The sequence below is a fragment of the Ramlibacter sp. 2FC genome (genome assembly GCF_005503345.1).
Lineage (GTDB): Bacteria > Pseudomonadota > Gammaproteobacteria > Burkholderiales > Burkholderiaceae_C > SCMQ01.
This window is the reverse complement of the sequence record NZ_SCMM01000047.1, coordinates 25,933-35,074: the sequence shown is the minus strand read 5'-3', so window position 1 is coordinate 35,074 and position 9,142 is coordinate 25,933. Positions and strand designations below refer to the sequence as shown.

10 protein-coding genes are annotated in these 9,142 nt (G+C 68.5%); 8 read left to right on the top strand and 2 right to left on the bottom strand.

What is annotated here, in order from left to right; translation table 11 throughout:
* Positions 1-96: 96 nt before the first annotated feature.
* Positions 97-264: a DUF1289 domain-containing protein gene (locus FFS10_RS17965; protein WP_212744146.1), complete on the bottom strand. Its 168-nt coding sequence runs from the start codon at positions 262-264 to the stop codon at positions 97-99.
* Between the two features lie 134 nt (positions 265-398).
* On the opposite strand from FFS10_RS17965, the gene FFS10_RS17960 reads away from it, so the two are divergent.
* Together FFS10_RS17960 and FFS10_RS17955 are read left to right on the top strand one after the other, a co-directional pair.
* Positions 399-1,121, top strand: a complete 723-nt coding sequence (locus tag FFS10_RS17960) for a pseudouridine synthase (RefSeq protein ID WP_137895849.1) — start codon at positions 399-401, stop codon at positions 1,119-1,121.
* 38 nt (positions 1,122-1,159) lie between these two features.
* Positions 1,160-1,972 (top strand): TIGR00266 family protein, encoded by an 813-nt coding sequence (locus FFS10_RS17955; RefSeq protein ID WP_137895845.1) that lies wholly within the window; start codon positions 1,160-1,162, stop codon positions 1,970-1,972.
* A gap of 3 nt (positions 1,973-1,975) precedes the next feature.
* Here FFS10_RS17955 and FFS10_RS17950 read toward each other — a convergent pair whose 3' ends face one another.
* Positions 1,976-2,773 (bottom strand): alpha/beta fold hydrolase, encoded by a 798-nt coding sequence (locus tag FFS10_RS17950; RefSeq protein ID WP_137895844.1) that lies wholly within the window; start codon positions 2,771-2,773, stop codon positions 1,976-1,978.
* A gap of 81 nt (positions 2,774-2,854) precedes the next feature.
* Here FFS10_RS17950 and FFS10_RS17945 point away from each other — a divergent pair, with 81 nt between their 5' ends.
* From FFS10_RS17945 to glnA, 6 genes are all read left to right on the top strand, one after another.
* Positions 2,855-3,838, top strand: coding sequence for a YVTN family beta-propeller repeat protein (locus tag FFS10_RS17945; RefSeq protein WP_137895843.1), 984 nt, complete (start codon positions 2,855-2,857; stop codon positions 3,836-3,838).
* Positions 3,822-4,634, top strand: a complete 813-nt coding sequence (locus FFS10_RS17940; protein WP_137895842.1) for a polysaccharide deacetylase family protein — start codon at positions 3,822-3,824, stop codon at positions 4,632-4,634. The genes FFS10_RS17945 and FFS10_RS17940 overlap by 17 nt, the downstream gene beginning before the upstream one ends.
* A 7-nt stretch (positions 4,635-4,641) precedes the next feature.
* Positions 4,642-5,598, top strand: a complete 957-nt coding sequence (locus FFS10_RS17935; RefSeq protein WP_249931341.1) for a sterol desaturase family protein — start codon at positions 4,642-4,644, stop codon at positions 5,596-5,598.
* 56 nt (positions 5,599-5,654) lie between these two features.
* A complete protein-coding gene (locus FFS10_RS17930; protein WP_137895841.1) occupies positions 5,655-6,539 on the top strand; it encodes an EI24 domain-containing protein in 885 nt (294 codons plus the stop codon).
* Entirely contained in the window at positions 6,505-7,434 is a 930-nt protein-coding gene (locus FFS10_RS17925) for a competence/damage-inducible protein A (protein WP_137895840.1), read from the top strand. Before FFS10_RS17930 ends, FFS10_RS17925 begins: the two co-directional genes overlap by 35 nt.
* Before the next feature lie 215 nt (positions 7,435-7,649).
* Entirely contained in the window at positions 7,650-9,065 is a 1,416-nt protein-coding gene (gene glnA / locus FFS10_RS17920) for a type I glutamate--ammonia ligase (RefSeq protein ID WP_137895839.1), read from the top strand.
* The last annotated feature ends 77 nt before the right edge of the window (positions 9,066-9,142 follow it).

Below are 9,142 nucleotides of genomic sequence, written 5' to 3'. Positions count from 1 at the left end.
GTGCTGGGCATGATGCGCTCGGTGGCCGGCGGGGCGTTGTGCATGCCGGCCCTGCTTGGAATCCCAGCCCTGCCCGGGATATGCCGGCCCGCGGCCTCAGTGCGGCTCGCCCTCGGCGGGCTGCGCGATGCCGACGCTGGCGCAGGCCTGCGCAGCATCCTGCGGCGGGGGCGGCTCGCCGCCGTCGATTTCGGCCTGGGTGCGTCCGCAGCCGATGCAGTAGCCGTAATCGTCCATCTGGCACAGGCCAACGCACAGGCTCATGGCGGGGTTCCGTTCATTGTCCAAGGCCGTAGTGTCGCGCATCGCGCAATCCCGTCCGGGTGATAGTGTCATGGCGGTACACTGCCGGCCGACCCGAGACCTACCCCCATGGAGCATTTCCTGGCATGAGCCGCATGCGACTCGACGACATCCTCTACACCCAGGGCTTCGGCACGCGCCGCGTCTGCGCGGGCCTGGTCCAGCAGGGGCATGTGGCGGTGGCGGGGCAGATCCAGACCGACCCGGCCCAGGAATTCGAGGCCGAGGGCCTGCGTTTCAGGGTGCAGGGCACGGACTGGGCCTTCCACCAGAAGGCCTACCTGATGCTGCACAAGCCCGCGGGCACCGAGTGCTCGCAGAAGCCCTCGACCTGGCCCAGCGTCTACACCCTGCTGCCGGGCCCGCTGCGCCAGCGGCCGCAAAAGGGTGCGGTGCAGGGGGTGCAGGCGGTGGGCCGGCTGGACCAGGACACCACGGGCCTGCTGCTGCTGACCGACGACGGCGCCTTCATCCACCGCATGAGCTCGCCGCGCCGCCACGTGCCCAAGGTCTACGAAGTCATGACCAAGCACCCGCTCGACCAGGCCCAGGTGCAGCGCCTGCTGGCCGGCGTGGTGCTGGACGACGACCCCAGGCCGGTCCGCGCGGCGGCCTGCGAGGCGCTGGACAGCCACCAGCTGCGGCTGACGCTGACCGAGGGCAAGTACCACCAGGTCAAGCGCATGGTGGCGGCCGTGGGCAACCGGGTCGAAGCCCTGCACCGCTCGCAGATCGGCGGCCTGCGCCTGCCGCCGGACCTGGCGCCGGGCCAGTGGCGCTGGCTGGGGGCCGAGGCGCTGGCCAGCATCGCGGCCTGAACATTGAACTTGTATCGAGAGAAAGAAAGGACAGCACCATGGCCATGGACGTGATCGACTACCGGCTGCTCGGCAGCGAGATGCAGTTCGTCGAGATCGAGCTCGACCCCGGCGAGGCCGCGATCGGCGAGGCCGGCAGCCTGATGTACATGGAGGCCGGCATCGCCATGGACACGGTGTTCGGCGACGGCAGCGCCGCCCAGGGCGGTCTGCTGGGCAAGCTGCTCGGCGCCGGCAAGCGGCTGGTGACCGGCGAGTCGCTGTTCACCACGGTCTACGCCAACCAGGGCGCCACGCGGCAGAAGCTGGCCTTCGCCGCCCCCTATCCCGGCAAGATCATGCCCATGGACCTGCGTCAGCTCGGCGGCACCCTGGTCTGCCAGAAAGACGCCTTCCTTTGCGCGGCGCGCGGCGTGGCCTTGGGGATCGCCTTCCAGCGCAAGCTGGGCGTGGGCTTCTTCGGCGGCGAGGGTTTCATCATGCAGAAGCTCGAGGGCGACGGCCTGGCCTTCGTGCACGCTGGCGGCACCGTGGTGCGGCGCGAGCTCGCCGCGGGCGAGCTGCTGCGCGTGGACACGGGTTGCGTGGTGGCCTACACGCCGGGCGTGGACTTCGACATCGAGTACGTGGGCAAGGTCAAGACCGCCCTGTTCGGCGGCGAGGGCCTGTTCTTCGCCCGCCTGTCGGGCCCCGGCACGGTGTGGTTGCAGAGCCTGCCGTTCAGCCGCCTGGCCAGCCGCGTGTTCGCGGCCGCGCCGCAGCAGGGCGGGCGGCGCGAGGAGGGCTCGGTGCTCGGCGGCTTTGCGGCCGGCGGGCTGCTGGGCGGCTTGGTCGGCGGCGACGACGAGTAGGCTTCAGGCGGAACGCAGGAAATCCGCGATCGCCGCGGTCACGGCCCCGGCCTGGTCGCGGTGCGGCGAATGGCCGCAGGCCGGCAGTTCGAGCAGCCGGGCCTGGGGCGCGGCGGCCGCGATGTCGTGGATCTGGGCCAGCGTGCCGTAGGGGTCCTCGATCCCCTGGATGGCCAGTAGCGGCGCACCGATGCGGCGGCAGTCCTGGCGGATGTCGAAGTCGCGGAATTCGGGGCTGAGCCAGACCTCGTTCCATTGCCAGAAGGCGCAGTCCACGTCGGTGTGGTGGCGCGCCAGGCGCGCGCGCAGGTCGCCAGACAGGTAGGCTTCGCGCGCCTGGGCGATGGCCTGCACCGACAGCTCCTCGACGATCACATGGGGGGCCAGCACCACGCAGGCCGCCACTGGGTGCCGGCTGGCGTGCAGCAGGGCGATGGTGGCGCCGTCCGAATGGCCGACCAGCACCGGACGCACGATCTCCAGGCGCTCCAGCAGCGCCGGCAGCACTTGCAGCGCCTCGCGGTGCATGTAGTCGGGCCGCAGGCGCCCGCTGCGGCGGCCGTCGCGCTCGGCCGGCTCGCCGCGCACATCGGGCGTGGGGGCGGAGCGGCCGTAACCCTGGCGCGAATAGACCAGGCCCGCCCGGCCCGTGGCCGCGCAGACTTGGGCCGGCCAGTCGCGCCACATGGCGACCGAGCCCAGGCCCTCGTGCAGGAAGACCAGGGGCGCTGCCGCGGTCGCCGCGGGTGCCGGGATCTGCTCGATTTCTAGGCGTATGCCGTTGATGTCCACCGAATTCATCCGTCGAATGTTAAGGGGGAGATGCGCGTCCCGGTGCCATACGCCGGATACACTCGAAAATCGTCGTGAAAGTGTGTATTTGTGAAAATTCTGTTTCGTCGCCTGGCCTGGCTGGGCTGTCTGTGGGCGCTGCTGGCGCCCGCCGCTGAAGCTTCTACCCCTCCGGTTTTCGTGCTCAACTCGCTGGACGGCGACGTCAGCGTGGTCGATCCGGTCAGCTGGACCGAGACCCGGCGCATTCCGACCGGCAAGGAGCCGCACCACCTCTACCTCACGCCGGACGGCAAGTCGGTCATCGTGGCCAACGCGCTGAGCGACTCGCTGACTTTCATCGATCCGCGCACCGCCGAGGTGCAGCGCACGGTGCGCGGCATAGTCGACCCTTATCAGCTGCGCTTTTCGCCCGACATGAAGTGGTTCGTCACGGCCGCCAACCGGCTCAACCACATCGACATCTACCGCTGGGATGGGCGCGACATGAGCCTGGTCAAGCGCATTTCCACCGGCAAGACGCCCAGCCACCTGTGGATAGACAGCAAGAGCACGACCATCTGGTCCACCATGCAGGACAGCGACGAGTTGGTGGCCATCGACCTGGCGAGCCAGACCATCAAGTGGCGCGTCAAGACCGGCGCCATGCCGGCCGACCTGTTCGCCACCCCCGACGACCGGCTGCTGCTGATCGGCCTGACCGGTGGCGACGGCGTCGAGGTCTACGACGTGAAGGGCAAGGAGGCACGCCTGGTGCGCAAGATTCCCACCGGCCTGGGCGCCCATGCCTTCCGCGCGCTGGGCGACCGCCGCCATGTGCTGGTCAGCAACCGCGTCGCCAACAGCATCAGCAAGATCGACTACCAGAGCCTGCAGGTGGTCGCCAACTACCCGGCGCCTTCGGGCCCGGACTGCATCGACGTCTCGGCCGATGGCAAGACCCTGATGGTGGCCTCGCGCTGGGCCAGGAAGCTCACCGTGATCGACATGGCCACGGGCAACGTGGTGCGCCAGGTGGGCGTGGGCAAGTCGCCGCACGGCGTCTGGACCCTGAACCATGCGCCGCGCCTTTAAGGCGGCGCTGGCCGCGCTCGGCATCGCGGCCGGCCTGGTCGGCACGGCAGCCCAGGCACAGGGCACTCCCCAGCCGGCCTGCACCCGGCCGCTGTACCTGACCTTCGACACCGGCCACATGGGCGTGGCGCCCCTGGTGGCCGAGGTGCTGCGCCGCCAGCAGGTGCGCGTGACCTTCTTCGCGGCCAACGAGCGCACCCAGGAGGGCGACGGCAGCCTGGGCGCGCACTGGGCGCCCTGGTGGAAGGCGCGCGCGGCCGAGGGCCACGAGTTCGCGTCCCACACCTGGGACCATGCCTACTGGCGTGGCGATCTGCCCGGCATCGAACCACGCTTTCGCATCCGCCCCTCGGCCGGGGCCTTTGCCGGGCGCGAGTTCACCTGGGACGCTGCCAAATACTGCGAGAGCGTCGCCTACGCGGCCGAACGGCTGGAGGACCACACGGGCAGGAAGCCGCTGCCGCTGTTCCGCGCCCCGGGCGGAAAGACCTCGCCGCGCCTGCTCGCGGCGGCCCGAGCCTGCGGCTACGAGCATGTGGGCTGGTCGCCGGCCGGCTTTCTGGGCGACGAATTGCCGAGCGAGAAATTCAGCAACGAGGCGCTGCTGGAGCGGGCGCTCAGGGACATACGCGCCGGCGACATCCTGGTCGCCCACCTGGGCATCTGGTCGCGCCGCGAAGCCTGGGCGCCGGCGGTGCTGGAGCCGCTGATCGTGGGATTGAAGGCGCGCGGCTTCTGCTTCGAGACCCTGCGCCAGCATCCGGCCTACCGCGGCTGGATCGCCCAGCACGGTTGAGCTTGCCGTGGACGCCCTGAGCGAGCTGTTTTCCACCGTGCAGCAGTGGCTGTTCGAGGCCCTGGTGCAGCCCGCCATGTTCTCCCTGGGAATGGGCAACCTGCTGGAGGACGGCTATACGGCGACCGGCTGGCTGCTGGTGGGCCTGCTGCAGATCGCCGTGCTGGTGGCGGTGTTCGGCCCGCTGCAGCGCTGGCGCCCGGTCGAGCCCGTGACCGACCGCCAGACAATACGCACCGACATCCTCTACACCCTGATCCACCGGCTGGGACTGTTCCGCGTGGCGATGTTCCTCACGCTCGAACCGCTGTTCGACGATCTGTTCGGCGCGCTGCGGGTGGCGGGCTGGCACACCTGGCACCTGGACGAGCTGTGGCCCGGCGTCACGGATCAGGCCCTGGTCAGCCTGCTGATCTACCTGGTGGCCTTCGATTTAGTCGACTACTGGCTGCACCGCGCCCAGCACCACTTCCACTGGTGGTGGCAGCTGCACGCGCTGCACCACGCGCAGCGCCAGATGACGATGTGGAGCGACAACCGCAACCACCTGCTGGACGACCTGCTGCGTGACTGCCTGATCGTGGTCCTGGCACAGGGCATAGGCGTGGCGCCGGGCCAGTTCGTCGCCATCGTCGCCTTCACCCAGCTCAGCGAGAGCCTGCAGCACACCAATCTGCGGCTGTGGTTCGGCCCGGTCGGCGAGCGCCTGTGGATCAGTCCGCGCTTTCACCGTCTGCACCACAGCGTCGGGCTGGGCCACGAGAGCGCCGGCAAGGGCACGCTGGGTGGCTTTAATTTCGGCGTGCTGCTGCCCTGGTGGGACATGCTGTTCGGCACCGCGAACTTCGAGCTGCGCTACGACCCCACGGGGGTGCGCGACCAGGTGGAGCAGGGGCGGGACTATGGCCGCGGCTTCTGGGCGCAGCAACTGCTGGGACTCAAGCGCCTGCTTGGTCGCGCCTGAACGGGTGCGCGAGAGCCCGGCCTGGGCCGGCCGCCACCTCGGGTTATGCTCCCGCCATGACGCTGTTCCTGGACTCCTTCTGGCGCGCCGTGGCTTACTGCATGCATCCGCGCGTGATCGCCCTGTCCTTCCTGCCCCTGGTGGCGATGGTCGCCCTGGCCCTGGGCCTGGGTTATCTCTACTGGGAGCCGGCGCTCGACGGCGTGCGCGCCATGCTCGAGGGCTCGGACCTGCTGACCCAGCTCTGGCGGTGGCTGGAGGGCCTGGGCCTGGGCCAGCTCAAGACCGTGCTGGCGCCGCTGATCGTGATCTTCGCCGTCACGCCGCTGATCGTCGTGTTCTCGCTGCTCGCGGTCGGCCTGACCATGGCGCCGGCCCTGGTCAGGCTGGTGGCCGAGCGCCGCTTCGCCCATCTCGAGCGCAAGCGCGGCGGCTCGCTGGCGCTGAGCCTGCTGTGGTCGTTCGGCTCCACGCTGCTGGCCCTGGTCGCGCTGGTGCTGTCCCTGCCGCTGTGGCTGGTGCCGCCGCTGATCCTGGTGCTGCCGCCCCTGATCTGGGGCTGGCTGACCTACCGCGTCATGGCCTTCGATGCCCTGGCCGAGCATGCGAGCAAGGACGAGCGCCAGGAAATCCTGCGCCGCCACCGGCTCTGGCTGCTGGGCATAGGCGTGCTCACGGGCTACCTGGGCGCGGCGCCCAGCATCGTCTGGGCCTCAGGCGCGCTGTTCGCGGCGGCCTTCGTGATCCTGGTGCCGGTGGCGATCTGGATCTACACCCTGGTGTTCGCCTTCGCCTCGCTCTGGTTCGCGCACTACAGCCTGGCGGCGCTGGAGCGCCTGCGCGCCGAGCGGCCGCCCGTGGCTCGGCCGGTCGAACCAGTGGCCGCCGAGACGCTAGCATTGCGGGATGAATCCCCAGCCATCCCCCCGTCCGGCGCCTGAATCCGCAGGCAGCCAGCCCGAGGCCTTCGGCCTGATCATCATCGGCGACGAGATCCTGTCGGGCAAGCGCGCCGACAAGCACCTGCCCAAGGTGATCGAGCTGCTGGCCGCGCGCGGCCTCTCGCTGGCCTGGGCCGAGTACGTGGGCGACTCGCCCGAGCGCATCACCGCCACACTGCGCCGCGCCTTTGCTTCCGGCGAGGTGGTGTTTTCCTGCGGCGGCATAGGCGCGACACCGGACGACCACACGCGCCAGTGCGCGGCGCGCGCGCTGGGCGTGGACCTGCTGCTACACCCTCAGGCCGAGGCCCTGATCCGCGAGCGCATGCAGGACGTGGCGCGCGAGCAAGGCCTGAGCTACGAGCCGGACCGCGCCGACAACGTGCATCGCCTCAACATGGGGGTGTTTCCGCGCGGCGCGCAGATCATCCCCAACCCCTACAACAAGATCCCCGGCTTTTATTGCACGGCGAGCAGCGCCGGGCCGTCCCAAGCTGCGCGGCCCCCCTCGGGGGGCAGCGACTCACACGAAGCGGGGGAGCGTGGCGGCACGGTCTATTTCGTGCCGGGCTTTCCCGTCATGGCCTGGCCCATGATCGAGTGGGTGCTGGAGCAGCAATATGCCCAGCATTTCAGCCGCGGGGCGCGGGTCGAGAAATCCATCATCGTCTACGGCGCCATGGAGGCCACGCTGACCCCGCTGATGGAGTCCATCGAGCAGCAGCATGCCGGCGTCAAGGTGTTCAGCCTGCCCAGCGTCGACCACCCGCAGTACGGCCGGCACATCGAGCTCGGCGTCAAGGGCGATCCGGCCCTGGTGGAGCCGGCCTATGCGGCCCTGCTGATTGGGCTGCAGGCATTTGACCTAAAATTGGGCCCCGAATTGGTGCGTTAAACAAAAGCACCCAATATGGTGCATTATTGATGCACCATATTGGCTCAATCCTTTGGATGCATGGCTATTTTTACTTGCGCCTGCCTGCCTTTGCGCCATGCAAGTCAAGGCACAATACCGGCTTCCCGGCCAGCCTGGCCGCCGCTTGCGCTGGCACAGAAACTGCATCCCGGTCCACGTTTAGTTTTTACCACCCATCCAAACAGGAGAACCTGATGGCCAAGAGCGTCGCAGACGTCATGAAGATGGTGAAGGAGAACGAGGTCAAGTTTGTTGACTTCCGCTTCACCGATACCCGCGGCAAAGAGCAGCACGTGACCGTGCCGATTTCGCACTTTGACGAGGACAAGTTCAGCGACGGCCACGCCTTCGACGGCTCCTCGATCGCCGGCTGGAAGGGTATCGAAGCTTCCGACATGCTGCTGATGCCGGACTCGAACACGGCCAACGTCGACCCCTTCTTCGAAGAGTCGACCCTGATCCTGACCTGCGACGTGCTCGAGCCGGGCGACGGCAAGGCCTACGACCGCGATCCGCGCTCGATCGCCAAGCGCGCCGAAGCCTACCTCAAGGCCTCCGGCCTGGGCGACACCGCCTACTTCGGACCGGAGCCCGAGTTCTTCATCTTCGACGGCGTGCGCTGGAAGAACGACATGAGCGGAGCCTCCTTCGAGATCGAGGAGTACGAAGCCCCCTGGAACACCGGCGCCAAGCTCGAAGGCGGCAACCGCGGCCACCGTCCCACGGTCAAGGGCGGCTACTTCCCCGTGCCCCCGGTCGACAGCATGCAGGACATGCGCGCCGAGATGTCGCTGATCCTCGAGTCGCTGGGCATCCCGGTCGAAGTGTTCCACCACGAAGTGGCGGGCGCGGGCCAGAACGAAATCGGCACCAAGTTCAGCACCCTGGTCGAGCGCGCCGACTGGACGCAGATGCTCAAGTACGTGGTGTGGAACGTGGCCAACGCCTACGGCAAGACCGCCACCTTCATGCCCAAGCCCCTGGTCGGCGACAACGGCTCCGGCATGCACGTGCACCAGTCGGTCTGGAAGGACGGCAAGAACCTGTTCGCGGGCAGCGGCTACGCCGGCCTGTCCGACTACGCTCTGTACTACATCGGCGGCATCATCAAGCATGCCCGCGCGCTGAACGCGATCACCAACCCCGGCACCAACAGCTACAAGCGCCTGGTGCCCGGCTTCGAAGCCCCGGTCAAGCTGGCCTACTCCAGCCGCAACCGCTCGGCCTCGATCCGCATTCCGCACGTCGCCAGCGACAAGGCCCGCCGCATCGAGGCGCGCTTCCCCGATCCCCTGGCCAACCCCTACCTGTGCTTCTCGGCCCTGCTGATGGCCGGTCTGGACGGCGTGGAGAACAAGATCCATCCGGGCGAAGCCGCCACCAAGGACCTGTACCACCTGCCGCCGGAAGAGGACGCGCTGGTGCCCACCGTCTGCCACAGCCTGGACCAGGCCCTCGAGTACCTGGACAAGGACCGCGCCTTCCTGACCAAGGGCGGCGTGTTCACCGACTCCATGATCGACGCCTACCTCGAGCTGAAGATGGCCGAAGTCACGCGCTTCCGCATGGCCGTGCACCCGGTCGAGTACGACATGTACTACTCGCTCTGATCCACACCCCTGTGTGGCTCGAAAAGGACGGCGCAAGCCGTCCTTTTTGTTTGGGGTGGCCCTTTCGTTGAGAAGGT